This window comes from Aeromonas sp. s11 (assembly GCF_040907945.1).
Classification (GTDB): domain Bacteria; phylum Pseudomonadota; class Gammaproteobacteria; order Enterobacterales; family Aeromonadaceae; genus Aeromonas; species Aeromonas veronii.
Map to the genome: position 1 here is coordinate 17,112 of NZ_JBFOCU010000006.1, position 23,891 is coordinate 41,002.

A 23,891-nucleotide genomic window follows, 5' to 3' on the forward strand; every position below is an offset into this window, starting at 1 on the left:
TTCACAATCAGCCCCGCCCATGCGGGGCTGATTTTTTGTAGCTCCCCCCCTACAAACGCACCACCAGCCACTCCCCCTTGCCGACCGGCACCAGCGAGGTGGCAAAGGCCGGATCCTGCCCGACCTCGTTCATCCACTCCACCATCTCGCTGCGATGGGAGATGGCGTTGTCGACCACCAGCAGGCCACGGGGTGCCAGCAGGCGGCGGATCTGCGGCCACCATGCCCGGTAGTGCTGACGATCCGAATCGAGGAAGATGAGCTGATAGCCGCCTTGCGGCAAGGTCGGTAGCAACTCGCCCGCATCCCCTGCCAGCAAGGTTACCCAGGGGGCCAACTCTGCCTGCTGAAAGTTGTCATGGGCCAGCACGCGCTTATCCTCATCCAGCTCAATGGTTGTAACGTGCCCCTCCAGCCGACGCACCGCTTCTGCCAGCCAGAGTGTGGAGTAACCATTGGAGGTGCCAATCTCCAGCACCGCCTGCGCCCCACGGGTCTGCACCAGCACTGACAGCAACTCCCCCGTGTCGCGGGTGATATTGAGCAGCTTGCGGTGGCGTGCCTGCTGCATGCTGTCATTGCGCTCGCCAAGCTGCTCCAGCTGGCGTTTTAACTGTTCCAGTTCCATCGATATCCCTTTCGTCCTTACCCAAAACTGTTCGCCCACTCCTCTTGGCTTGACATTTGGGAGTCAAATGATTGCTTTCAACCGCCATTCACACCACAAAGGATGAGAAAAGGACAACCATTTGAGGCAGAATTTGTGACGTCTATCTGTTACACTTCGCGCCCGCCATTTTCCGGCTCACTCTCTGACTTGATGTCAGGCGCAGCCGTCGGTGGTTACAACCTCCGTCTCGCTCATGCCGAGCTAACCAAGCCAAACACAGCCCAGCTGGAACACAGGAACCCATTATGAGATTTGAATCGTTCGATTTTGCCCCCGAGATTTTGCGTGCTGTCTCAGATTGCGGTTATCAGGAGATGACCCCTGTGCAGCAACAGGCGATCCCGGCCATTCGCCGTGGCCGCGATGTGCTGGCCAGCGCCCAGACCGGTACCGGCAAGACCGCCGCCTTCGCCCTGCCCATCTTGCAGCGTCTGGTAGACAATCCGGCTCCGGTCCAGCCTTCCAACGCCCGGGTGCTGATCCTGACCCCGACCCGCGAGCTGGCGGCTCAGGTGGCGAGCAACATCAATGACTTCGCCAAGTATCTCGATATCACCACCATCACCATCGTCGGCGGTGGCAAGCAGGACGTGCAGGCCAAGAAGCTCAAAGCGGGCGCTCACATCATTGTCGCCACCCCGGGCCGTCTGCTGGAGCACCTCACCGCCTGCAACCTCAGCCTCTCCGGCGTCGAGTGTCTGGTGATGGATGAAGCGGATCGCATCCTCGACATGGGCTTCAGTGCCGATGTGCAGAAGATCCTGCAAGCGGTCAACAAGACCCGTCAGAACCTGCTCTTCTCCGCCACCTTCTCTGACGCGGTGAAGAAGCTGGCCAACCTGATGCTGGACAGACCGCAGATCGTCAGCGTCAACAAGCAGAACTCCACCGCCGACACCGTCAGCCACACCGTCTATCCGGTCGAGCAGAAGCGCAAGCGCGAGCTGCTCTCAGAGCTTATTGGCAAGCAGAACTGGCAGCAGGTGCTGGTGTTCGCCAGTACCCGCGAGAGCTGTGATGTGCTGGTCGAGGAGCTGAACCTCGACGGCATCAAGTCCGCCGTGGTCCATGGCGAGAAGGCCCAGGGCAACCGTCGCCGCGCCCTGCGCGAATTCATGGAAGGCAAGGTACGGGTACTGGTCGCCACCGAAGTGGCCGCCCGTGGTCTGGACATTCCGGATCTGGAATACGTGGTCAACTATGATCTGCCGTTCCTGGCGGAAGATTACGTGCACCGCATCGGCCGTACCGGTCGTGCCGGCAAGCGCGGCATGGCCATCTCCTTCGTCAGCCGTGAAGAGGAGCGTACCCTGCTGGAGATCGAGGCCCTGATCGGCCAGAAGATCCGCCGCATCATGGTGCCGGGCTATGAGGTGAGCAGCCGTGACGAGCTGATCAAGCAGTTGCAGGAGCGTCGCCGCTTCGGCAAGCGCCCGCAGCGTGAAGATAACGCCGTGGCCCAGGTGATGGCCGAAGCCAAGCTGCAGGGTCAGCGCCTCAAGCGTCTGGCCGCCGCCAAGAAGCCCCGTCAGCCGAAATAAGGCGGGCAGTTGCTCTATTGAACCGCAAAGGCGCCACTGGCGCCTTTGCCATCTCTGTCATCGGTGTTGACCCCTGGTGGCCAACTCAAGGATTGCTTATGACCTCTCCTACCTACAATCAGGCCCTGCTCGAGATGGCCACTCAAAGCCTGGCCGAACTGGCCCGCACCGCCGAGCAAAAGGCGGGCAAGCGCACTCCGGCGCAAGAGAGCCACTTTCTCTGCACCTGGATGGCTGACTCCCTCAAAGAGAAGCGCTTCTCCCGTCTGGTGATGGAAGATTTGAAAGCTTGGGTGCAGCTTGGCCGCACGCTGGGTGCGGGCGCCGATCTCAAGGGATTGCTGGAGCGCATCGCCTTCCAATACCAGTGCGCCATGACCAATCCGCAGCAACTGGGGGCCAAGCTGGCGGCCCTGCTGGAGGAGCTCTCAGCGGCAGGCTGGCTGGTGCTGACCGAGAGCGAAGTGAACGCCAAGCTGCGCCTGCAATCGGGCGGTCAGGCGAGTCTGGTGGTAAGCCATAGCGAATATGAAGGCCATATCGAGGACGGTGAGCTTGTCAAACCCCTCACCCTCTATGTGCGCGGTGACGAGAAGGTGCTGGCTGAGGCGGCCTTCAAGCACGGCCTGCTGCTGAGCCAGGGCAACAAGAAGACCACCCTGGTCAAACATCACAAGGCCTACCGGCTGATGCCAGACAACGCCCAACCGGCGCTGGCACTGCTGAGCGAAGCTCGCCAGAGCGCCTGACCTCGCCTGTTTTCAGCAATAAAAACGGCAGACCCTTGCGCAGGGTCTGCCGTTTTTTATTGTTCGATCTTTGGTGATGAGGTTGGGTAGTCGTTTAGCGGATCTTGATGCCAATCTGGCCCGCGTCACACCACTCGAACATCACCTCCTCGCTATTGCCGCAGCAACTGCCACCACAGACCCGACTCTCGCGCTTGATGACCCGCCCCTTGCGCATCCAGACGCCGAGCATGGCCTCCACCGCATCTTCCGAGGTGTGGAAGTGGCGAGCCAGATCACGCCGGCTCACCTTCTGCTGCGCGGCGAGGTAATCCCCCAGCTCGCGCAGGATCATAAGGTCACCACCTTGCGGGCAACGATGTCACCGTGACGGCGACCGGCCCACCAGAGCAGTCCCAGAGAGAGGCCGTAGCTGACGATCCAGAACAGGCTCTGCTCCGGGTGAGCGGCGAAGGTCGCCACCTGATAGAAGAGGGTGGCGCACATAAAGGCCATATAGTTGCACCATACCGCCGTCATCAGCGCCCACTGACGACCGGTTTCCCGCACCAGCGCGCCCATGGCGGCGGCGCAAGGCATGTAGAGCAGCACGAACAAGAGGTAGGCAAAGGCACCGGCCGCCCCGTCGAAGTGGGTCTGCATGTTGCCGTAGGTGGAGACATCCACCTCCTGCGCCTCGGCGGCAGCTTTCTGGTCGTCGAGGTTGCCAACATCAAGCCCCATGGGGTCGCTCGGGTTGATCTCCGCCAGATTGGCCGCCACGGCATCGATCGCCTCGTGGAAGCTGGCCACCAGCGAGAACTCGCTCTCCTCCTCTGCATCGCCACCACCGGCGTAGAGGCTGTTGAGGGTCCCGACCACCGCCTCTTTGGCGAAGATACCGGTGACGATACCGACTGTGGCCTGCCAGTTGTCATCGCGTACACCTATGGGGTGCAGCACCGGGGTCACCGCTTGGCTTATCTTGCTCAGGACCGAGCTCTCCTGCTCCTGATGGCCAAAGCTGCCATCGGTACCCAGGGAATTGAGCACGCTCAGCACGGCTACCACCAGTACGATGGTTTTACCGGCGCCAAAGACGAAGGATTTGAGCTTCTGCCAGGTCTTGATGGCAACGTTGACCGGACGCGGCCACTCGTAATCCGGCATCTCCATCAGCATGGAGTCGCTCTTGCCCGGCAGCAGGGTGCTGCGCAGCAACAGGCCGGTGAGCACCGCCACCACAATACCGATGAGGTAGAGACCGAACACCAGGTTCTGGCCAGACTCGGGGAAGAATGCCACCGCAAACAGGGCGTAAACCGGCAGACGGGCACCGCACGACATGAAGGGGGCCATGGCGGAGGTCATCAGCCGCTCCCGCTCGGAGTTGAGGGTACGGGTAGCCATCACTGAGGGGACGGTACAGCCAAAGCCCATCAGCATCGGCACGAACGCCTTGCCCGGCAGGCCGAGTCGGCGCATCAGGGCATCCACCACGAAGGCGGCACGGGCCAGATAGCCGGAGCTCTCCAGCACCGCGAGGAAGAGATAGAGGCAGCCAATCACCGGAATAAAGGTGGCCACCGTCTGCAAGCCAACGCCAAAGCCGTCCGCCAGAATGGCGCCCAGCCACTCGGGGGCATTGACCAGCCCCAGCAGGTGGTGCACCCCATCGACAAACAGGGCGCCGCCCATGATGTCAAAGAAGTCGATAAAGGCGCTGCCAACGTTGATGGCAAACAGGAACATCAGGTACATGACAAACAGGAAGAAGGGGATGCCAATCCAGCGATTGAGCAGCACCCGATCCAGCCACTCGCTCTGGGCCTCGGTGAGCTTGCCCTTCTGCTGACGAGCCTGTTGTACCCACTGGTGGATATGGCCGTAGCGAATATCCGCCAGTTGCAGGTCGATATCCTGTCCCTGATGGGCGCGAGCCACTACATTGGCGGCAGCCGCCTGCTGACCGGGCAGCAGGGTCTCCTGCATCACCGCATCCTCTTCCAGCAGGCGCAGGGCGCGGCCACGGGTAGTGAGGTGATGCGGGGCGAGCAGGGTCTCCAGCTCCGCCAGATCGGTTTCAAGCTCGTGGCCGTAATCGAGCTGCAAGGCGGCTTGCGGCTGACCGATAAACTGCCGGATCTGCTGCTTGAAGGCGGCAACCTGCTTGCTGTTGTGGGCAGAGAGGGCCACCACCGGGCAACCGAGGGATTTGCCGAGCTTGCTCTCGTCGATGACGATGCGGCGCTTTTGCAGGATATCCAGCTTGTTGAGCACCACCACCATGGGCAGGCCCAGTTCGCGCAGTTGCAGCGTGAGGTAGAGGGAGCGCTCCAGATTGGCGGCGTCGATGACGTTGAGCAGCAGGTCGGGTTGTTGGCCCTGGGCAAAGCGGCTGGCGATCTGCTCGTCCAGACTGCCATCCTGACTGGCCAGGCTATAGATGCCGGGCAGATCCATCAGCTTGAAGTGATGTTCACCCGAGCTGAACTCACCCATCTTCTTGTCGACGGTGACGCCACTCCAGTTGCCTACCTGCTGGCGGGCGCCAGTCAGGGCGTTGAACAGGGAGGTCTTGCCGCTATTGGGGTTACCTACCGTTACCAGGGAATAATTCATACCAGCTCTACCTCTATTTTCTTCTGAACCCGCCGCGTGTGTGGCAAGCTGCTTTGCAGGTTCGACTTCTTGTCTCTGAACCGCTTCCGGTGACTTTCTTGACCGAAGCGGCAGCCGAGCAGGGGGTTATACCGGCTCGACTTCTATTTGCTGGGCCAGACTCTTTTGCATGGAGAGACAGATCCCTTGGCACTGGATCTGGAGCGGGTCCCCCAGGGGGGCGGAGCGCAGATAGATGACTTCAGTCTGGGGCAACAGGCCCATCACCATCAGTTTGCGGCGCAGCGGCCGGGCGAGCTGATTCATATTCTTGATGCGAGCACTCTGTCCCGGTGACAACTGCGTGAGTACCATGACTGACTCCTGAAGTTAAACAATAATAATTCGCTTTTACTTGGGGCATTATAAGCTGTGTCTTCAACTTTTATTTGAGTAAAATCAAACTCCGCTTAGCTAACCCATAAAGTATTGCCATGAGTCACGACAACAACAGCCGCCTCGTTTACAGCACAGATGGCGGCATGATCAAGGAGCAGAGCGCTCCCCAATCCGCCTCCCCCTTCCCCACCGACGGCACCGTGCGCATTCGCCGCGAGACCAAGGGGCGCAAGGGTGCCGGGGTGATCACCATTCATGGCGTACCCGCCGATCAGCAAAAATCCCTGGCCACCCTGCTCAAGAAAAAGTGCGGCACCGGAGGCGGTATCAAAGAGGGCGTTATCGAGATCCAGGGGGATAAACGGGACCTGATCAAAACCGAGCTGGAGAAAGCCGGTTTCAGCGTCAAGCTGGTGGGTGGCTGATCCCCTTGTCACTCATGCGGTTTTTCCCTAGAATGCCCGCTCCCATCGAGGGGGAGTAGTCTCGCACACCGGTGCCATCCATTGCATGAATACCGGTTTACGACCCTGATCAACATACTTGGTGCCAAATCACCATGGTCAGGGTGATCCATGCCAGCCATGGATTTGACAAGACCTTTGACGGGCCAGTGCCAATACCGGGGACGGATGGCGAAGGCTTGTCTTTGGTTTATAACAATTCCGTCCCCCGGTCATTTTTATGGAAGCCTTGTTAACCTCAACCCTCAGCGTCGCTATTGCCGAGATCGGCGATAAAACCCAGCTGTTGGCGTTGCTGCTCATCTGCCGTTTTCGCAAGCCCTGGCCCATCATCGCCGGCATGCTGGCGGCTACCTTGCTCAACCATGCGGGCGCTGCCTGGATTGGCGAGTTCATCAGCCGCTGGCTCGATCCCAAGATAATGACCTGGCTGGTCGCCATCGCCTTTATCGCCATGGCTATCTGGATTTTGGTGCCGGACAAGATGGATGACGAGGAGAGCTCGCTGGATAAATACGGCCCCTTTATGGCCACCTTCGTGCTCTTCTTTATTGCCGAGATTGGCGACAAGACCCAGATTGCCACCGTGCTACTGGCCGCCAAGTATGACTCGCTGGTGCAGGTCATTACCGGGACCACCCTCGGCATGATGCTGGCCAACGTGCCTGTGGTGCTGATCGGCAAGCTGGGGGCAGACAAGCTGCCGCTCAAAGGGATCCGCATCGCCTGCGCCATCCTCTTCGTCGGCCTCGGGGTGAGCACCCTGATCTTTGCCTGATCGCCTTTTCCGCTGACCAAGCCCTCCACCTCGGAGGGCTTTTTGTTTACTGCTGTATCTATTGCGTAACCCGCTGTCGCAACCACCAGCCGCAGAGCCAAGGGCAGTGCACGGTTGCGGGTGCCTCATGCCATAATGGGACAAACCTCGCGGAGTCCCCCCATGCACAACGTATCAAGAGAGACGCTTCTCGAATGGGTCAAACAAGGACGGCTGGCGCCAGAGAAGCTGGCGGACGCCCTGACCCTCGCCGATCTTCCCCCCCATCCGGCGCGCTGGCAGTGGCTGTTTGACCGGCTGCTGCTCTGGCTCGGTGCCCTCTGTATCGGGGCTGGCCTCATCTTCTTCGTCGCCTTCAACTGGCAAGAGCTGGGCCGGGTCTCCCGCCTCGCCCTGCTGGAGGCACCGCTGCTCGCCATGCTGCTTCTGCTGTGGCGCAAACCGCTGGGAGATACCCCCCGTCAGGCGCTGCTACTCGCTATCGCCCTCAATATCGGCGCCCTGCTGGCGCTGGTGGGTCAGACCTACCAGACCGGCGCCGATCCCTGGCAGCTGTTCGCCACCTGGGCGCTGATGCTGGTGCCACTGGCGGTATTTGGCCAAAGCCTCCTGCTCTGGGCCTTGAGCTGGCTGCTCGGACAGCTGGCGCTGGTGCTCTACTGGCGGCTCGGTTTGTTCACCTTCTTCTTTACCTTCGATGAAGAGGGATTGGGCTGGTGCCTTACCCTGCTCAACGCCGCCCTCTGGGCTCTGCTTCTGCTGGCGCCAAACCGCTGGCGCCTGATGCCAAGCTGGCTGGCGGGTCTGGCCGCAGGTCTGGGGACCACCCTGCTCACCCTGCTGGCGCTCTTCGATGCCGCCTCCCCGCTGGTGTGGCCGCTCTGGCTTGGCTGGCTCGCTGCGGCCTATGCCCTTTGGCACCACAGATTTATCGCCGGACTCGCCATGGGTTGCCTCAGCCTGATTGCCGTCATCCTCGCGGCACTGGGCAAGTGGATGGAGCCCGACATCAACGGCTTCTTGCTGCTGAGCCTGATTGCCATCGGCCTTTCTGTCACCGCCGCCCGCTGGCTGCAACAACAACGGAGGTCTCATGAGTGATCTGACCCTTTGGCAAGCGCTGCAACAGGCCAATCTGGTGGAAGGGGATCAGCCCCGTGATACCCCCCCCCACTGGTCGAGCCGCTTTCTGCTCGGGCTGGTGGGCTGGATTGCCGCCCTGTTCCTGCTCTTTTTCCTGTTTCTCACCTTCGAGCAGCTGACCCGCGAGGCCAACAGCGCCCTGCTGCTCGGGGCCGTGCTGCTGGCGGGGGCCTACGCCCTCAATCGCAGCCAAAGCGGCGATCTCTGGGATCAGTTCGTGCTGGCCCTCACCCTGGCGGCCGATGCCTGGCTGCTCTATGGCCTGCTCGATCAGCTGGACCTTCATCACGCCCTGCTCTGGTTTGGGTTGTGCCTGCTGTCCCTTGTCATCGCCGTGCTGTTCGATCACTGGCTGGTGCGGCTGTTTCACAGCGTGGCGGCGGCCCTGCTGCTCACCCTTGGTCTCGCCTGCCTCGGGTTGCAACTGCTGGCCCTGCCGCTGGTGATGGCGGCCATCACCTTCTGCTGGCTGCGGGCAGATAGGGATCCAGAGCGCCACCAGCTCTACCACTCCATCACGTTGGGGCTGGCCCTCTCCCTGCTGGTGCTGGGCCGTCTGCACCACCCGCTGTGGGATGGCGGCAGCAGCGTGCTGGACGAGCTGGGGCTGTCCCGCCTGCCGCTCTGGCTCAATCCGCTGATCTGCGCCGCCCTGCTGCTGGCGGTGATGGTGAAGCTGAGGCTCCCCCTGCTGTTTGGCCTGCCACTGGTGCTGATCAGCGCCATCATCCCCGGCATGGGTGCGGGCGCACTGGTGCTGATCCTCGGGTTTTATGCCGGCAGTCTGGGGCTGATGACCCTCTCGGCCCTGCTGCTGCTCGGTTATGGCTCGCTCTATTACTACGATCTTGGGCTCACCCTGATGACCAAATCCTGGCTGCTGCTTGGCTCCGGCATCCTGCTAATGGGTGCCCGCCAGCTGCTCACCACCTTTGCGGCAAGGAGCGACTCATGAAACCTGTGACCCGACAACTCGCCCTGTTGCTGAGCGGCCTCGCCATCCTGGCAGGCATCAATACCACGGTTTGGCGCTATGAGCACGCCATGAGCAGCGGCGAAGTGGTGCTGCTGCGGCTCGCTCCGGTCGATCCCCGCTCTCTGATGCAGGGGGATTACATGCGGCTCAACTATGAAATTGCCCGCGAGCTGACCAGCCGCGACGCCCGTACTACTCAAAACAAGGGCAGCGACACCCTGGTGATCCGCCTCGATGCCCATCAGGTGGCCAGTCTGGTGGCCGATGGCAAACCGGATCAGCTCGCCAGCGATGAACGGCTATTGCAGGTGCACCAGAGCGAGCGGCAGTGGCAGATCGGCCCCGATGCCTACTTCTTTGAAGAGGGCACAGGAGAGCAGTACGAAGCGGCCCGCTACGGCGAGTTCCGGCTGCAAGCGGATGGCAAGACCCTGCTGGTGGGGCTGCGGGATGAGGCCTACCAGCCCATCGGGCAGATCCGCGCCCGCTGGTAACGGCAGTGAGTGGCTATTTACTCTGTTCATGGTCACACTCAAGGGAAGGTTGATCGCTAAGGATGTTCCCAATGAGGATATGGCTGATCTGTCATCTGTTGCTGCTCTGCTGGGCCTCGACGGCCCGGGCTGATCTGGGCAAGCTCGAGTACCTCACCGAAGAGTACCCCCCCTACAACTACAGCGATCCGCAAGGCCAGCCCACCGGCCTTGCGGTCGATCTGCTTCAGATGATCTGGCAACACAGCGGCGTGCCCCCCCAGCCGGTGCGCATCCTGCCCTGGGCGCGAGGTTATTACTTGCTAACCCAGAAGCCCAACGTGGTGCTCTTCTCCACCGCCCGCACCCAGGCGCGGGAGGATCTCTTCAAGTGGGTCTGCCCCATCGGCTACTCGGAGTACATACTGCTGGGCCGCAAAGCGCAGAACATCACCCTGACCGCCTTCGATCAGATGAGCCAGTACAAGATCAGCGCGGTGCGCTCAGATGCCGCCGAGCAGCTGCTGCTCAACAACGGCATGGATGACAACAACATCATCCCGGCCAACCGCCTGTCGCAGGGGTTGAAGATGTTGCTCTCCGGCCGCGCCGACCTGCTCGCCACCAGCAAGCTGGCGGGATATGACGCTATCCGCGAACTGAAGCTCAATGGCGACGACTTCAATGTGGCCATGGTGCTGAGCGCCGAGCAGCTCTGCTACGCCTTCAGCCGTCAGGTGCCAGACAGCGAGATCACCCTCTTTCAGCAGGGCCTGACCCGCGCTCTCGCTTCGGAGGAGTTTCGCAAATTGCAGGCCAAATACCTGCCGGTGCGCTGAGCACTCACTCACCCGATGGGCAGTAGTTCGCTGCCCATTTTATTGATGAAAGATGCAATAGAGGTGGCTAGCTATTCCCGCCACAAGCAGTCAAACTGGGCTACATAGTTGATTGCGAAGGATCTTTCCCGTGCGGACATGGCACCTACCTCATCTGCTACTGCTCTTGTGGGCCACCTTCGCGCAGGCCGATCCGGGCAAACTCGAGTATCTGAGCGAAATCTCTCCCCCGTTTAATTTCAGCGACCAGCAAGGGATGCCAACCGGATTGTCGGTGGAGCTGATGCAGCTTATCTGGAAAGCGCGCGGCGTGTCGCCCCAGCCCATCCGCATTCTGCCCTGGGCCCGGGGCTACAACCTGCTGCAACAAAAAACCAATGTGGTGCTGTTTGCCACCGCCCGCACCCCGCAGCGGGAAGCGCTCTTCAAGTGGGCCTGCCCCATCGATCACTCGGAGTTTGTGCTGCTGGGGCGCAAGGCGGACAACATCACTCTCGGCTCGGTGGCCGAGATCAGCCGCTACAAGGTCGGCGTGGTGCGCTCTACCGTCTCCAAACAGCTGCTGCTCGAGCGCGGTATCGATGAGCACCAGCTGATGCTGGCCAACCGCCTCACCCAGGCGGCCAAAATGCTCACCTCAGGTCGCGCCGATCTCTTTGCGACCAACAAGCTGGCGGGCTATCAAACCCTGCAGCAGCTCGGCTTCAAGCCGGATGACTTTCATGTCGCCTTCGTGCTGGATGCCAGACCGCTCTGCTACGCCTTCAGCCGTCAGGTGCCCGACAGCGAGGTCGCCCTCTTTCAGCAGGCGCTGACCCAGGTCGTCGCCTCGGCGGATTTCTCGGCCCTGCAAGCCAAATACCTGCCGCTGCGCTAACACCCTGATCGCTGCCGACATAGGGCGCGGGATGGCGGCCGCCCCTCGCGCTTTTTTGCCAAACATGCTCCGTCGCCTTGGCGAAATCGGCCAGCTTGGTCACACTTGAGCAGATATTCCCTTGATCAGGATGGCAAAAATGAAACCATGGATTGGATTGGCCGGGGCGCTGCTGGCCACCCTCGCACAGGCGAGTCCTGAGCTTGGCAAACTGCACTACATCACCGAAGAGTACAAACCCTACAACTACGCCGATGCCAGCGGCGCCCCCACCGGCCTCGCAGTCGAGCTGCTGCAACTGGTGTGGAAAAAGACCAATACACCGGCGCAGCCCATCACCATCATGCCGTGGGCCCGCGGCTACTACCTGCTGACCCAAAAGCCCAATGCGGTGCTCTTCTCCACCGCCCGCACCCAGGCGCGGGATCCCCTGTTCAAGTGGGCCTGTCCCGTCGGCTATATCGAAGTCGTGCTGGTAGGGTTGGCCGAGCGCAATATCACCATCACCAAGCTCGACGATGCCAAGGCGTTCAATATCGGGGCGGTGCGGGCCGATGTGGGGGAGCAACTGCTGCTCAACAACGGCTTTGACGAGACCAGGCTGATGACTGCCAATCGGCTATCACAAGCGCTCAAGATGCTCACCTCCGGCCGGGTTGATCTGCTGTCAACTCACAAGACCACCATGGAGATGCTGGTCGCAGAGCAAAAGATCGACCCAGCCAGCTTCAAGGAGCAGTGGGTGCTGAGCTCGGAGCAGCTCTGCTTCGCCTTTAGCCATCCGGTGAGCGACGAACTGGTCAAGGAGTTCCAGACCGGTTTGACCCAGGTGCTGGCGAGCAGCGAATACCCGCTGCTGCACAGCAAATACTTCCCAACCCCCGCCGCCAAATAGCCGCGCGGCGTCGAGCACCAACAACAAGGGGCCCACCGCGGGCCCCTTCGCTTTTTACCGTTTGCGCTTCACTCTTTTTACCGTTTGCACGCCTCTTGCGGCGTCACCCCACCGCCCTGCCAGCTCCAAGCCCGACAACCAACAACTAATCGCTAATTAATAAAAGTTTGTGCCAGCGCAAAAAACCACTCCTTTCTGATAGTTAGCTCATCAAAACCATAGATAAGACCACTCTGGCTCCGTAATATGGCGACGGGCGTCTGTTGACCCCTTTCCGAGATCAATGGTCAACGGCGCAATCTGGTAGCGAGAGTCAGGGGCGGTAGCGACTTTAGCGTAGGGTCGATTAGCGAAGCGTAATCGTCCGCGGTAACCGTCCCCTCTCCCCTTGCGGGAGAGGGCTAGGGTGAGGGGGTCGGTAACGTCTTTGCCCTGCAGCAAGGTATTGGCATGGCTTCGCCAGTAGGGTCGATTAGCGAAGCGTAATCGTCCGCGGTCGCCATTCCCTCTCCCCCTGCGGGAGAGGGCTAGGGTGAGGGGGTCACTAGCCTGATGGGCATGGCTTCGCCATGCAGGACGCGAGGACTCCGTCCTCGACGGGGTTTCGCCGCCGCTGCGCGGCTTGGCGAGTGACTTTTCTTTGCGTGGCCAAAGAAAAGTCACCAAAAGAAAGGCCACCCCCACTTGTTCGCCCTCCTACGTCGGGTTCCCTCAGTTCAGGCAAAAGGTCTGGCGGAACAACGCAGACGGTACATCCCTGTACCGCCTGCGTCTGCGCCGTCGTCCATGACGGCGCTCCTGACCTTATGCCCTCACCTCGGCGAACAACAGGGGGCAACTCCCAACCCGCCGCACCGAGGCCGGTTAACAGGCGTAGGGTGCAATAAGCGCAGCGCATTGCACCGCGGTAACAGCCCCCTGCCTATTCGGGGCAAAGATCGGGAGGGTTGTTATCTCTGATCATGCCCTAACCAACCGTATGAAGAGACTAGGTTGTCGTACTTATGCAACAAGTACCATCGACAGGGTTGCATAGGTGAAAAATGCATTGTGGGTACAAGAGCAAACGATACATATCCCTATCGGGAACTGTTGTATATAGAAGGTCCGATAATGAGTATTTTACCGTGACAATGCTTTTTCTTGAGCGACCGATTACGCTTCGCTAATCGACCATACGAGCATCATCAGGACTGATGGAAATAATGAACTCATTAATACTTTTAATAGAAATATTTTTTGCACAAGTGCCTTTAACATGTTTTTCTAACCACCGATCACGATTTTTTGACCATTCATAAATAAATTTCAACTTCAATCTTTCACTAACAAATCTTATTACAATAATGCAATCACTGATTATTATCTTACCTTCACTCAAAAAAACCGTTTTACCAACACTTCTACCAACCCTATCAATTAAAATATCTCCAGTAATTGCATATTTGAAACCAACCAATTCTCTCTCTATATGAGGATAAATGACGGTTGAAAAATCTTTTATTTCAGAAAAGGTATGATGAAACTGAAAATTGGAATCTCTACATTGCTTACTAGATGTTGAGCCTCTAAAAATGGTAACTCCATCTATTTTTTTTGATTTATCTTCTTTGTATAATGAAGATATATTAAATGTACCTGAATATTGTTCATTACAACTATTGTACTTTACATAAAATGCTGTTTTATATTCATAGTGAGGTTTTGTTTTTCTAATGTAAAGAATATATGTTTTTGCTTCCGTTTTTTTAAAAACACCATGCTCTAATTCAACTACGCCCTCAAGTTTAAAAGAAGTAAAAAGCTGCTCTCGAAATCCAGATAGCGATGCTGACGAGACGATTAAATCAGGAACAATAATAGCCAGCAATGCATTATCTTTTAATAAGGATATGTTTTTTAAAATAAATAAAACCTCAAGCCTTATTTTCTTACCTTTATAAAAGAATTTCTTAAACTCATCACCTAATATATCTAACGCCCGCTGATCCAGGGCGCCATTTGAAAACGGAGGATTGCACACAGCAAGATCAAAGGATGAATTCTTGACAGAAATGTTTGGATCTAAAGCATCACCACAGATATGTATATCTTCTGGATATTTAACTTCTAATTTTTTTATATTTAAAGGATCTAAATCTACACTTGTAAAAGATACATTCTGATTTTTATCTTTGATTGGTGCAATTAATGCACCCTCACCAGCACTCAACTCTATGCAGCTTCTAACGTCACTCAAATCAAGCATTGATGCTAATAACTTGCTGGTGTCGCCTGATGTGTAATACTGATTTAAATCAACCACGTTCTGTGATAACCTAATGATAATAATAACGTATATTACAACCTAACCGATTAAAGGTAAAGAGATTAATACGATGCATGAACAACTAGAAAGGGATTTGGCATTCTTTGATAGTAGTGAATATGAGGAACGAGCAGACTATTTAAGCGAAGAAGAACTGACAGATTGGACAGCAAACAGTGAGCATTTCGTTAGAGTCCAGAAGAAGCTTATTCAGGTTGGCGCAAAGCTGATAACCGGCCCGCGAGGAACAGGTAAAACACATCAAATGAGATGTGCCTTCAACTATTGCTTAGGAAACAAAAGCTTTCCTTTACCTATATATGTTACTTTCAACCATTATTTGAGGCTTGAATCTTACCTTCATAACAAATCAAATGCCTTGGATATTTTCCATGCTTGGGTATTGTGTAAAATTTCTTATGCCGTAATGCAAGAATATCAAGTAGAATTTGATGCTAAATGCTTAAACATTACGAAAATAAATGAATTCCTTAAAGATGTAGAAAGAAATAGATACGATGAAAGATATAGTGAGATAATAACAACAATAAACATTTCCCTAACACAGGATATTATTTATAGAGCAATTGATAAAACGGGTAGAAAAAGATCAATTCTTTTGCTTGATGATGCAGCATTGACCTTAACACACGACTATATGGTTGAGTTTTTTGACATATTCAGAAGCATAAAGAGCATAAAAATTTCACCTAAAGCTTCTGTATACCCAGGGACAACACAGTATGGACCAAGATTTCATATTGGCCAAGATGCAGAACAGGTGTCAATATGGATGAACGTTCAAGATAGAGATTATACGACCTTCATGCAATCGATTATCGACAGTCGATTTAGCAATAGAATTGATATCGATGACGATATAAATAAGTTATTAATGTTCGCTTCTTTTGGCATCCCGAGATCTTACATTTCATTAATTAGAACGTACATTGAGTCTGAAAAAAACACCACTCAACAAAAAATAAACTATGTTATTCAAGAAAAATGTGAAAATATTATAACTGAATACAATTCAATATCAGAAAAGATAAAGCAGTACGGTAGCTTTATTAAAATTGGCAACGTTTTTCTAGAAAAAATTATAACTCAAATCAAAGAGTACAATTACAAAAACTTTGATGAGAAAGGAATTGAATACAAGAAGACCATCACTGTTGGAATAGAAGACATTGATGAGAAAGCAGAAAGGATGATTAAGTTTTTAATAGAGGCTGGACTTCTGTTTGAAATGCCCACTGTATCTCACGGAACAGACCGAAAGCTCAGACGATTTGTTCCACATCTAGCATTACTAATTAATGAAAAAGCCTTAATAAAAAGTAGAGGTTTTAATGTTAGGAAGCTAGTTGAAACGTTAGAGTCACCATCTGAAAAACACCCATTAAGACGAAAGTTTAACAAAATACTAACCCCGGATATCATATCAAAAATTAAGCTTGATCTTCCCGAATGTAGTAATTGTGGTGCATCACGAATAGCTGATGGGCAAAAATTTTGTCATATATGTGGAAAGGAACTAATCGATAGCTCAATCTTTAAAGAATGTATGACTAAAAAACTATCTGAGTTACCTTTTACAGCCTTTCAACATCGAGTAATAAAAATTTCGAAATTTAAGACTATTGAAGATGTCCTGATCTCAGATAATGCTATTGAGGAGCTTAGGAAAGTAAAGCGTGTAGGCCCTAAATATGCCGAGAAGATTGTAAACAAAATCAACTCATGGACAAACGAGTTCTTATACTAATGGCTAAGAATAAATTTAAATATCCAATCTCAGGTTCAAGAAGCACTACGACTTTACGGTCTCATGAGTTATTTGATACTTCATATGAGGAGCCACAAAGATCTCCCATCGATATCTATCAATCCAGTATTTTGAGTTACAAAAAATTGATGGGCTGCTTTACTCTAGACAACACATCTGGGATATATATTTCATTAGCTGAATCTAGGAATTCAGAATGGGATAGACTAGCAAATTTATTGATTCTTGGTTTCATTTCATCGGTCGAAAGTTATGTAAGATGTCTTATCAGAAAACTACTATTACTTGATAGCGCATCAAGAAAAAAAAGTTACAATAGAGAGCTAACATATGGCGCAGCTATGCATCATAATAAAGAGTTGATGCCAGAAGCATTAATGGAGGGATGTTCATTCCATTCAGCATACAATATTAAAGAAACTATAAAAAATATGACTGGCGTTAATTTATCAAATTTAAACCAAGATCCAGAATTAGACACCGCATTTAAGGATTTTGATTTTATTGCTGAATTGCGCCACTGTGTTGTACATCGCTCTGGATTATTTGGTTCAAATAATGCGCTATCATTAGGCCTTGAAGAATATAAAGATTTTTTGGAAAAACCAATAAAGCTGGATGTATTGGTAATACAGCAAGCGGCGAATGCATGTGACACTCTAGTTAAAGAAATAAATGATAAAATGTTCAGCGAAATACTATCTAGAACAGTAAGTGAATATTCATGGAGCGGGGATTTACGAAGTGACAGAAAGTATTTTGATAAGTATTTTTATTTATTTTCACCAGCATCTGAAATTAACTCAAGAACTGATTGCTATAATAAATTTAGAGATGCTTGCAATTTAAAATATAGAAATAAATAGACTGTTAAAAATATAAAACGATTCAATCAAAAATGTTCTCTCAATAAAACCGCAGCCCAAGGGCTGCGGTTTTTTATTGGCTCAACCTGTTGGCACCAGACGCCAACAAGGCCCACCGACCTTAGGCACGGCGCCAGCTGGTCTTGCCAGCGCTATCTTCCAGCACGATACCCATCTCGGTGAGACGGTTGCGGGCGGCATCCGCCGCGGCCCAGTTCTTGTCGGCACGGGCCTGATTGCGCTCGGCGATCAGACGCTCGATTTCGGCAACCTCTTCGTCCGCTTCGTCACCCTTGAGGAAAGCCTCGGGGTCTTGCTGCAGGATGCCGAGCACGGCGCCCAGCTCGCGCAGACGGGCGCCCAGCCCAGCGGCAACGGCCATGTCTTCACCCTTCTGGCGGTTGATCTCGCGCACCAGATCGAACAGGGCGGAGTAGGCTTCCGGGGTGTTGAAGTCGTCGTCCATCGCTTCCTTGAAGCGCGCCACCTGCTCGTCGCCACCGGCAGCAGCGACCACCGGCAGATCGCGCAGGGCGGTGTACATCCGCTCCAGCGCGGCGCGGGCTTGCTTCAGGTTATCTTCCGAGTAGTTGAGCTGGCTGCGGTAGTGGCCAGACATCAGGAAGTAACGGACGGTTTCGGCGTCGTAGTGGGCCAGCACGTCACGGATGGTGAAGAAGTTGCCAAGGGATTTGGACATCTTCTCTTTATCCACCATCACCATGCCGCTGTGCATCCAGGTGTTGACGTAGTCGCCACCGTGGGCGCAGCAGGACTGGGCGATCTCGTTCTCGTGGTGCGGGAACTGCAGATCGGAGCCACCGCCGTGGATGTCGAAGTGGTTGCCAAGGTGCTTGGAGTTCATGGCGGAGCACTCGATGTGCCAGCCAGGACGGCCCGGGCCCCAGGGGCTTTCCCAGGTCGGCTCGCCCGGCTTGGACATCTTCCACAGCACGAAGTCCAAGGGGTTGCGCTTGGCATCGACCACGTCAACGCGGGCACCGGCTTGCAGCTGCTCAAGATCCTGACCGGAAAGCTTGCCGTAGTCGGCGTAGGATTCGACGATAAACATCACATCGCCGTTATCCGCCACGTAGGCGTGCTCTTTTTCCAGCAGGGATTGCACCAGCTCGATGATCTCTTCGATGTGCTGGGTGGCGCGCGGTTCGATATCCGGGCGCACCATGCCGAGGGCGTCGAAGTCGGCGTGCATGTCGCCAATCAGACGCTCGGTCAGCTCGTCGCAGGTCACTTGGGTCTCGGCGGCACGCTTGATGATCTTGTCATCCACGTCGGTGATGTTGCGCACGTAGGTGAGGTCGTAACCGGCGTAACGCAGGTAGCGAGCCACCACATCAAAGGCGACGAAGGTGCGGCCGTGGCCGATATGACAGTGATCGTAGATGGTGACACCACACACATACATGCCCACCTTGCCCGGGTGGATAGGTTTGAATTCTTCTTTTTGACGAGTGAGTGTGTTGTATATCTTCAGCATCTTCTAACCACTGCCTGTGAGTAAAATGGTTGGTCATAATACCCCGTTCGGGGGCAGAAAACGAGGCAGAAAAGCGGGCCAATCCCGCCTGCCAGCACGGTTACGGCGCCTGAGAGACTATGCCGCCAGCCCCTGATGGGCTAGAATTGCCACCACTTTATGCCATACACCTGCGGGCACTTGGTCGCCCGCATCAAATGAAAGGACATATCATGGTCACTCTGCACACCAATCACGGCGACATCACCCTCACCCTGAACGCTGAAAAAGCCCCGGAAACCGTGGCCAACTTCCTGCAATACTGCCGTGACGGTCACTACGACAACACTATCTTCCACCGCGTCATCGACGGCTTCATGATCCAGGGCGGCGGCTATGCCCCGGGCTTTGAAGAGAAAGACACTCGCGCTCCCATCAAGAACGAAGCGGCCAACGGTCTGTCCAACAAGATCGGCACCATCGCCATGGCCCGCACCATGGAGCCGCACTCTGCCAGCGCCCAGTTCTTCATCAACGTGAACAACAACGACTTCCTCGACTTCAAATCCGCTACCACTCAGGGCTTTGGCTACTGCGTATTCGGTGAAGTGACCGCCGGTATGGACGTGGTCAACAAGATCAAGGGCGTCAAGACCGGTAACTACGGCCGCATCCACCAGGACGTGCCGGTAGAAGACGTAGTGATCACCAAGGTGACCCTTGCTGACTGATCTCTGCCGACTCGGCACAGACAAAACTGCGGCCCCGGCCGCAGTTTTTCCATCTGCCTCCCCCACTGCCAGTCCGAACTGGCGCCGCCTCGACTATCTGGCCCACGGCAACCCGCGCCAGCGCTCGGCCCATGCCCTGCTCACCGCCGGTGTGTGGGATGAGCTTGCAGCGCAGTGCGCCGATATGGCACTGGTGAGCACGCTCGCCATCGGCCTCGATCGGCCGGGCAGCGATCTCGATATTCTCTGCCAGCATCCTGATCCGGCGGCATTTGCCGCTACTTTTGCAGCTCAAGGCTGGCAGGCGAGCCCCAAGGGCGACAATGTCTGGCTGCTGGAGCGCACCTTTTCCTCCCTTGACCAGCACAGTGCCGATTGCGATCACAGCGAAGCCAGCTGGCCGCTGGAGCTCTATGTCACCCCCGCCCCCATCGAAACGCTGAATGGCTGGCGCCACCTCACCCTGATGGCGGCCCTGCTAGAGCGTTTTGGTGATGCCTTCTACCGCGACGTGCTGCGCCTGCGCCTTGAAGAGGGTCTGAAAGGAGAAGCAGCGATGTGCCGGTTGCTGGGGCTGGCGGGCGATCCTTATGCTGCACTGCTGACGCTGGAGGGGCGCAATCTGGCCGAGCTGTCATGGCAGCCGCCATCCCGTGACGATATCCATACCTCAACTGGCGCGATGGCGCCCGCAGCGCACTATTCGTCCCCAGTTGTTTCTACTATCTCTGCCACCCCTGTTTGCCCTGTTTCGACCGAGAGCCCGACCCCCACATCATGAGCACCCTCTTTATCAGTGACATTCACCTCTCTGCCCAGCGGCCCGATATGACCGCGGCACTGGTGCGCTTTCTCGAGCACGACGCCCCCGGCGCCGATGCCCTCTATGTGCTGGGGGATCTCTTCGAGTTCTGGATTGGCGATGATGACCCCAATCCGCTCCATCAGCAGATGGCCGATGCCTTTTTGGCCCTGAGCCAGCAGAACGTGCCCATCTACTTTATCCACGGCAACCGCGACTTTCTGCTGGGCCAGCAGTTTGCCAAGCGCGCTGGGATGACATTGCTGGGGGATCCCTGCGTTATCGAGCTCTATGGGGAGCGGGTAGTGCTGAGCCACGGCGATCTGCTCTGCACCCTGGATGAGGGGTATCAGAAGTTTCGTCGCATCACCCAGCTCAAGTGGCTGCGCTGGCTCTTTTTGCGGCTGCCGCTCGCCCGCCGTCAGGCCATCGCCTGCAAGATGCGCGGCCAAAGCCAGATGGAGAATGCCCACAAGAGCCAGATCATCATGGATGTGACGCCAGCGGCGGTGGACGACACCCTGCGCGCCCACGACTGCCGGATGATGATCCACGGCCACACCCACAGACCCGCCATCCACGACTTCACCCTCGATGGCCATCCCGCGCGGCGCATCGTGCTGGGAGACTGGTTCGAGCAAGGCTCGGTGCTGGTCTGCAGCCCCGGCGAGCAGCGGCTGGAAATGCGGGCGCTGGCAGAGGCTTGATAGCCCGTCAGTCCGGTTGACCACACTGTTGATCCACAACCTGATCTGCCCCCTATCGTCCACATCACAGCGATGATAAAAGGTCTGAGTCCCGCGAAAGTCATGGCTACCTGGCTGTGCGATACCTGGCACCTCTCCGTCAATCATCACGATACGATAACGCCGCAACCAGCATACTCATGGGCCACTGCGGCCCGCAAAGATGGCTATGGGCAGCCAAAGCCGTCACCCTCTCAGGCCGTACCAGATCAAGGGTCTGAGGCGGGGTTAGGATCTGCAAAGAAGGTGCCTTTTTGCGGTTTTTACACTTTTGAGGGGCTCTGGAGAACCGAGATAAAAACGTAACCAATTGAATAATTTGAAATATTAGTGATTTCCGTGGAGTTTTGAGTTGCGGGGTAGGATCTGATTTGCTGTAGGAGAAAAGCCAAAAGGCATTTGGTTTCAACTGGTTAGTTGCAATGATGGATGATCTGATAACTGAAATTTTGATAGGCGTTGATCAGTCTTGATGCCCTCCCCCTCCTATGGTCGTGGGGTCTGTTCGTCCAAATGATGCAGACTCGCACAGTCCCCAAAATATTGTTACAGTGCCAGCCCCCATAAAACTCAACAACCAATATGCGTCCTTAGCAGGGAGAAAGTGATAGTGATAACAAAATCACTCGCGTGGAAAGTGAGTGCAGCAATATCCACGCTTTTGCTACAAGGGATTAGTTTTAGCGCATGGGCTGGCGGAGAACAAGTTTGCACTTCAGAACAACTAGCAGCTATCAAGGCAAGTTTGCCTTCAGGCACCGAACTTACTGCCAGCGCATGTAAGACGTTACCAAACCAGCCAGAAGTGACATTGACCTCCTACATTTTCCCAGATAGTGCAGATCGCCATGATGACATGTCTCTACCCACGAGTGTCTGGCGAGTAGAACTCATTTCCCAAGGGAAAATACAACAGCGGTTCGAGGAGCCTATTGAAGAAGATGCCAGCATCAGAATTGGAAGCTCCAGTATATGGCTCGACACAGCTCCTTACCTACTGGCCAAAGGAGAACGGGCCTTTGGCGTAAGATTGGATATCGGCGATGGCCCCTCCTGTGCAGACGGTTTTAGATCCAGATTCTTACATCTATTCAGACAACATAATGGAACCATTCAACGCCTAATGAACGGCGCCCCTATGCAGCACACCTACATCCGAAAAGGCGTGCCCTGCTCACCAGAGAAAATTGATTTAGAGCAAGGAATATCGTACATCCAAGTCCTGCCAGGGATATCTAACGGGCTGCACGATCTGAGAGTAGTAACCAAAGCGAAAACAGAGACCATAGAGCAGGACGGCTCCTCTCAAACCTCCAGTCAGAGAACATTGAGCACCACACTGCGCTTCAATGGCCATGAATATCCGGTTGGAGAATGGAATAACTTACCGAGCGAGGAGTGGTGGAAGTAACCGGCCATACCATACCCCCGCGCGGTAAATTCCTCGGCTATATACAGACCCCTATAAAAGCCTGCCTTCAGCAGGCTTGTTGTTATGAGGCTGTGGACTCTACACAATCGCTGTCGCCACTTTGTCGCCATTCAGGCAAAAGAAAAAGGCCACTATCTCTAGTGGCCTTTTGTAACTCTTTGATTTTAATGGTGCCCGAGGCCGGAATCGAACCGGCACGACGCGAACGTCGAGGGATTTTAAATCCCTTGTGTCTACCGATTTCACCACTCGGGCACCGCAATCGGTATCAAGCTCGCATGGCGTGCTTGTCAATATGGAGGCACGTTCCGGAGTCGAACCGGACTAAACGGATTTGCAATCCGCTGCATAACCGCTTTGCTAACGCGCCATGCAAAAGAGAGTTGGCTCTCTATTGTCTGAATTTGGAGCGGGAAACGAGACTCGAACTCGCGACCCCGACCTTGGCAAGGTCGTGCTCTACCAACTGAGCTATTCCCGCATTGGTCTGGCTGACTGCCTGACTACGAGGACGCATTCTAGCGATGTTCCTCGCCCAGTCAACCAGAAATATTTAATTACCTGATCGTTCGGGCGTTTTTTGCCCTTTTTGAACAGTTTTAGCGCCTTTGGCCGTTTCCTGCCTCAAATCAGCAGAAACCTCACCTTGCAGCGCGGGTGACTCACAAGTTGGCGTGGTGGGTCAGATCGCCCCAGGCGGCCTTCATGTACTGGAACATCGACCAGAAGGTGAGCACGGTAGCGACATAGAGCATCACGTAGGCGAGCCACACCATCCAGACGTTGTATTGCCAAATCAGACCGGTGAGCGACACCATCTGGATCATGGTCTTCCACTTGCCAATCCAGCTGACCGCCACCGAGGAGCGTTTGCCGAGCTCGGCCATCCATTCGCGCAGGGCGGAGATGATGATCTCGCGGCCAATCATGGTCATGGCGGGGATGGTCACCCAGATGGTGTTGTAGTGTTCGACGATGACTACCAGTGCGGCGGCGACCATGATCTTGTCGGCAACGGGGTCAAGGAAGGCGCCAAAGGCGGTGGACTGATTGAGCTTGCGAGCCAGATAGCCATCAAACCAGTCGGTGGCAGCGGCCAGAATAAAGATGATGGCAGCAGCCAGATAGGACCATTGATAAGGCAGATAGAACAGGATGACGAAGACGGGAATGAGCAAAATCCGGAAAAACGTCAACAGGTTAGGTATGTTTGTCATTATTTTCAGCCACTTCTTGTACATCGCTACATAGTGCGCCAAAGCCGATTTGCGATGCAACCGCACTGGCGCCCGTCTTGGTCTTTTTAATCCATCAATCTTCTCAAAATGCGAGGGCCATTATGGCATTTACGGCCCC

The 23,891-nt window shown here is 55.1% G+C and carries 23 protein-coding genes and 3 tRNA genes; 16 read left to right on the forward strand and 10 right to left on the reverse strand.

From position 1 onward, the window contains the following. Nucleotides 1-49: 49 nt before the first annotated feature. Nucleotides 50-628, reverse strand: a complete 579-nt coding sequence (locus AB5Y84_RS01025) for an O-methyltransferase (protein WP_115521775.1) — start codon at nucleotides 626-628, stop codon at nucleotides 50-52. 287 nt (nucleotides 629-915) lie between these two features. On the opposite strand from AB5Y84_RS01025, the gene AB5Y84_RS01030 reads away from it, so the two are divergent. Together AB5Y84_RS01030 and AB5Y84_RS01035 are read left to right on the forward strand one after the other, a co-directional pair. Beyond that, a complete protein-coding gene (locus tag AB5Y84_RS01030) occupies nucleotides 916-2,211 on the forward strand; it encodes a DEAD/DEAH box helicase (protein ID WP_005337380.1) in 1,296 nt (431 codons plus the stop codon). 98 nt (nucleotides 2,212-2,309) lie between these two features. After that, nucleotides 2,310-2,960, forward strand: a complete 651-nt coding sequence (locus AB5Y84_RS01035) for a DUF2913 family protein (RefSeq protein ID WP_158114005.1) — start codon at nucleotides 2,310-2,312, stop codon at nucleotides 2,958-2,960. 94 nt (nucleotides 2,961-3,054) lie between these two features. On the opposite strand, the gene AB5Y84_RS01040 is transcribed toward AB5Y84_RS01035, so the two are convergent. The 3 genes from AB5Y84_RS01040 to AB5Y84_RS01050 form a co-directional block, all read right to left on the reverse strand. Next, entirely contained in the window at nucleotides 3,055-3,294 is a 240-nt protein-coding gene (locus tag AB5Y84_RS01040) for a FeoC-like transcriptional regulator (RefSeq protein ID WP_368176192.1), read from the reverse strand. Continuing rightward, nucleotides 3,291-5,561, reverse strand: a complete 2,271-nt coding sequence (feoB, locus tag AB5Y84_RS01045; RefSeq protein ID WP_368176193.1) for a Fe(2+) transporter permease subunit FeoB — start codon at nucleotides 5,559-5,561, stop codon at nucleotides 3,291-3,293. Before feoB ends, AB5Y84_RS01040 begins: the two co-directional genes overlap by 4 nt. Before the next feature lie 126 nt (nucleotides 5,562-5,687). Then, nucleotides 5,688-5,915 (reverse strand): FeoA family protein, encoded by a 228-nt coding sequence (locus AB5Y84_RS01050; RefSeq protein ID WP_005337384.1) that lies wholly within the window; start codon nucleotides 5,913-5,915, stop codon nucleotides 5,688-5,690. Between the two features lie 119 nt (nucleotides 5,916-6,034). Between AB5Y84_RS01050 and AB5Y84_RS01055 the strand changes: the two genes are divergently transcribed. From AB5Y84_RS01055 to AB5Y84_RS01090, 8 genes are all read left to right on the forward strand, one after another. Next, nucleotides 6,035-6,364, forward strand: a complete 330-nt coding sequence (locus AB5Y84_RS01055; protein WP_005337385.1) for a translation initiation factor — start codon at nucleotides 6,035-6,037, stop codon at nucleotides 6,362-6,364. A gap of 259 nt (nucleotides 6,365-6,623) precedes the next feature. After that, nucleotides 6,624-7,181, forward strand: coding sequence for a TMEM165/GDT1 family protein (locus AB5Y84_RS01060; RefSeq protein WP_005337386.1), 558 nt, complete (start codon nucleotides 6,624-6,626; stop codon nucleotides 7,179-7,181). Between the two features lie 162 nt (nucleotides 7,182-7,343). Then, nucleotides 7,344-8,282 carry a DUF2157 domain-containing protein gene (locus AB5Y84_RS01065; protein ID WP_368176194.1) on the forward strand — a complete coding sequence of 313 codons (939 nt, stop codon included), beginning with the start codon at nucleotides 7,344-7,346 and terminating at the stop codon, nucleotides 8,280-8,282. Further along, a complete protein-coding gene (locus AB5Y84_RS01070; protein WP_368176195.1) occupies nucleotides 8,275-9,279 on the forward strand; it encodes a DUF4401 domain-containing protein in 1,005 nt (334 codons plus the stop codon). The genes AB5Y84_RS01065 and AB5Y84_RS01070 overlap by 8 nt, the downstream gene beginning before the upstream one ends. Further along, nucleotides 9,276-9,794 (forward strand): GDYXXLXY domain-containing protein, encoded by a 519-nt coding sequence (locus AB5Y84_RS01075; RefSeq protein ID WP_368176196.1) that lies wholly within the window; start codon nucleotides 9,276-9,278, stop codon nucleotides 9,792-9,794. The genes AB5Y84_RS01070 and AB5Y84_RS01075 overlap by 4 nt, the downstream gene beginning before the upstream one ends. Nucleotides 9,795-9,865: 71 nt before the next feature. Then, entirely contained in the window at nucleotides 9,866-10,612 is a 747-nt protein-coding gene (locus tag AB5Y84_RS01080) for a substrate-binding periplasmic protein (protein ID WP_368176197.1), read from the forward strand. A gap of 130 nt (nucleotides 10,613-10,742) precedes the next feature. Then, nucleotides 10,743-11,489, forward strand: a complete 747-nt coding sequence (locus AB5Y84_RS01085; protein WP_368176198.1) for a substrate-binding periplasmic protein — start codon at nucleotides 10,743-10,745, stop codon at nucleotides 11,487-11,489. 139 nt (nucleotides 11,490-11,628) lie between these two features. Further along, nucleotides 11,629-12,384, forward strand: a complete 756-nt coding sequence (locus AB5Y84_RS01090) for an ABC transporter substrate-binding protein (RefSeq protein WP_042083703.1) — start codon at nucleotides 11,629-11,631, stop codon at nucleotides 12,382-12,384. A 1,165-nt stretch (nucleotides 12,385-13,549) separates the two neighbouring features. On the opposite strand, the gene AB5Y84_RS01095 is transcribed toward AB5Y84_RS01090, so the two are convergent. Continuing rightward, entirely contained in the window at nucleotides 13,550-14,689 is a 1,140-nt protein-coding gene (locus AB5Y84_RS01095; RefSeq protein WP_227094786.1) for an N-6 DNA methylase, read from the reverse strand. 73 nt (nucleotides 14,690-14,762) lie between these two features. Between AB5Y84_RS01095 and AB5Y84_RS01100 the strand changes: the two genes are divergently transcribed. Beyond that, nucleotides 14,763-16,460: a zinc ribbon domain-containing protein gene (locus AB5Y84_RS01100; protein WP_227094787.1), complete on the forward strand. Its 1,698-nt coding sequence runs from the start codon at nucleotides 14,763-14,765 to the stop codon at nucleotides 16,458-16,460. Continuing rightward, the gene (locus AB5Y84_RS01105; protein WP_227094788.1) at nucleotides 16,460-17,347 is read left to right on the forward strand and encodes a hypothetical protein; all 888 of its coding nucleotides are present in this window, start codon (nucleotides 16,460-16,462) and stop codon (nucleotides 17,345-17,347) included. The genes AB5Y84_RS01100 and AB5Y84_RS01105 overlap by 1 nt, the downstream gene beginning before the upstream one ends. 121 nt (nucleotides 17,348-17,468) lie before the next feature. On the opposite strand, the gene cysS is transcribed toward AB5Y84_RS01105, so the two are convergent. Then, nucleotides 17,469-18,845, reverse strand: a complete 1,377-nt coding sequence (gene cysS / locus AB5Y84_RS01110) for a cysteine--tRNA ligase (RefSeq protein ID WP_368176199.1) — start codon at nucleotides 18,843-18,845, stop codon at nucleotides 17,469-17,471. 212 nt (nucleotides 18,846-19,057) lie between these two features. Between cysS and AB5Y84_RS01115 the strand changes: the two genes are divergently transcribed. From AB5Y84_RS01115 to AB5Y84_RS01130, 4 genes are all read left to right on the forward strand, one after another. Further along, nucleotides 19,058-19,555, forward strand: coding sequence for a peptidylprolyl isomerase (locus AB5Y84_RS01115; RefSeq protein ID WP_005337417.1), 498 nt, complete (start codon nucleotides 19,058-19,060; stop codon nucleotides 19,553-19,555). Further along, complete coding sequence (locus AB5Y84_RS01120; RefSeq protein ID WP_368176200.1) at nucleotides 19,545-20,336, forward strand: DUF4269 domain-containing protein; 792 nt, start codon at nucleotides 19,545-19,547, stop codon at nucleotides 20,334-20,336. The genes AB5Y84_RS01115 and AB5Y84_RS01120 overlap by 11 nt, the downstream gene beginning before the upstream one ends. Beyond that, complete coding sequence (lpxH, locus tag AB5Y84_RS01125) at nucleotides 20,333-21,064, forward strand: UDP-2,3-diacylglucosamine diphosphatase (protein ID WP_368176201.1); 732 nt, start codon at nucleotides 20,333-20,335, stop codon at nucleotides 21,062-21,064. The genes AB5Y84_RS01120 and lpxH overlap by 4 nt, the downstream gene beginning before the upstream one ends. Nucleotides 21,065-21,713: 649 nt before the next feature. Further along, nucleotides 21,714-22,514, forward strand: coding sequence for a hypothetical protein (locus tag AB5Y84_RS01130; protein ID WP_368176202.1), 801 nt, complete (start codon nucleotides 21,714-21,716; stop codon nucleotides 22,512-22,514). A gap of 189 nt (nucleotides 22,515-22,703) precedes the next feature. Here the strand turns inward: AB5Y84_RS01130 and AB5Y84_RS01135 are convergent. From AB5Y84_RS01135 to pgsA, 4 genes are all read right to left on the reverse strand, one after another. Continuing rightward, nucleotides 22,704-22,790, reverse strand: a tRNA-Leu gene (locus AB5Y84_RS01135). 41 nt (nucleotides 22,791-22,831) lie between these two features. Further along, nucleotides 22,832-22,905: transfer RNA gene (locus AB5Y84_RS01140), tRNA-Cys, on the reverse strand. 35 nt (nucleotides 22,906-22,940) lie between these two features. Next, nucleotides 22,941-23,016: transfer RNA gene (locus AB5Y84_RS01145), tRNA-Gly, on the reverse strand. Between the two features lie 181 nt (nucleotides 23,017-23,197). Beyond that, nucleotides 23,198-23,752 (reverse strand): CDP-diacylglycerol--glycerol-3-phosphate 3-phosphatidyltransferase, encoded by a 555-nt coding sequence (gene pgsA / locus AB5Y84_RS01150; protein ID WP_031227442.1) that lies wholly within the window; start codon nucleotides 23,750-23,752, stop codon nucleotides 23,198-23,200. Nucleotides 23,753-23,891 lie beyond the last annotated feature (139 nt).